The 428-nt window shown below is 58.2% G+C and carries 1 protein-coding gene; it reads left to right on the top strand.

What is annotated here, in order from left to right; genetic code table 11:
* Positions 1–45: 45 nt before the first annotated feature.
* Positions 46–428 (top strand): DUF1456 family protein (locus tag J5M71_RS28910; protein ID WP_207839120.1); only part of this gene is annotated, 383 nt, incomplete at its 3' end.

The following is a 428-nucleotide window of genomic DNA, read 5'->3' as shown; positions in this document are numbered from 1 at the left end:
GGCAGCGCCCGCGAGCGCTGCCCACAACGCATCAGGAATACCGACATGGTTCATAACGACGTACTGCGCAGCGTGCGCTACATGCTCGACATCAGCGACAAGAAAGTTGTCGAGATCATCAAACTGGGCGGCATGGACGTCACGCTCGCCGATGTCATCACCTGGCTCGACAAGAAAGAAGAAGACGAAGAAGGCTTCGTGCGCTGCCCGGACGAAGTCATCGCGCACTTCCTCGACGGTCTGGTGATCTTCAAGCGCGGCAAGGACGAAAGCCGTCCGCCGCAACCGATCGAAGTGCCGGTGACCAACAACATCATCCTGAAAAAACTGCGCGTGGCCTTCGAACTGAAAGAAGACGACATGCACGCGATCCTCAAGGCTGCCGAGTTTCCGGTGTCCAAGCCTGAGCTGAGCGCGCTGTTCCGCAA

Source organism: Pseudomonas sp. 43(2021) (assembly GCF_017490805.1).
Taxonomy (GTDB): domain Bacteria; phylum Pseudomonadota; class Gammaproteobacteria; order Pseudomonadales; family Pseudomonadaceae; genus Aquipseudomonas.
This window is presented reverse-complemented; position numbering and strand designations above follow the sequence as displayed.